At 72.4% G+C, this 871-nt stretch carries 1 protein-coding gene; it reads left to right on the plus strand.

Annotated features, from left to right (window positions below):
* Positions 1-45: 45 nt before the first annotated feature.
* Positions 46-871 (plus strand): iron chelate uptake ABC transporter family permease subunit (locus G3N97_RS39895; protein ID WP_346778183.1); only part of this gene is annotated, 826 nt, incomplete at its 3' end.

Raw genomic sequence — 871 nt, forward strand, 5'->3', positions numbered from 1 at the left:
TTGTTGGGCGGCCTGCCGGGCGCCCGCGGCCTGCGAGACCGGTTCGTGTGGGCGCGGCTGACCGGCGCGGCCCTGCTGTGGCTCACCGATGAAATCGTGCGCTTCGCCGCGCGCGCCGACGTGTTTTCCGCCCATCTGATCGCGACCGGCAGCGTGACCGCGCTTGTCGGCGTGCCCTTGCTCGTCGCGTTGCTGCCGCGTCTGCGCACGCGGCCCGACACCCATGCGCCCCACGCTCCGCACCACGATTCACGCGCGCCTCGCGCGCTGCCGCTGCTGTGGGCCGTGCTGCTGCCGCTCGTCTGCGTGCTTTCGCTGATGGTGTCGCGCAGCGCCGACGGCTGGAGCATCGCGACGCGCGCGCATATCGACGCCCTGCTGTTCTGGCGCGTGCCCCATCTCGTCGCGGCGCTGGCCGCCGGCAGTCTGCTCGCGACCGCGGGCACGCTGCTGCAACGCATGACCGCGAACCCGATGGCGAGCCCCGACCTGCTCGGCGTGGGATCGGGCGGCATGTTCGGCATGGTCGTCGTGCTGTTCCTGAGCCAGCGCATTGTTCCCGCCGCGCTGTTCGCGGGCTGCGTCGCCGGGGCGTTCTCGACGCTGATGCTGCTGCTCTGGTTCGGTCGGCGCGCGCGCTTCGCGCCCGAGCGTCTGCTGCTGGTCGGTATTTCGATCAGCGCGCTGTTTCAGGCGGTGGTCGGCGCGCTGATGTCGAGCGGCGACCCGCGCGCCGGCGTGCTCGTCGATCTGCTGATCGGCTCCACGTATTACGTCGCGCCCGGCATCGCATGGAGCATGGCCGCGCTGGCGCTGCTCGCGCTCGCCGTCGCGCCGCTCACCGCGCGCTGGCTCGGCACGCTCGCGCTCG

It is taken from the genome of Paraburkholderia sp. Ac-20347, assembly GCF_017104805.1.
Taxonomy (GTDB): domain Bacteria; phylum Pseudomonadota; class Gammaproteobacteria; order Burkholderiales; family Burkholderiaceae; genus Paraburkholderia; species Paraburkholderia tropica.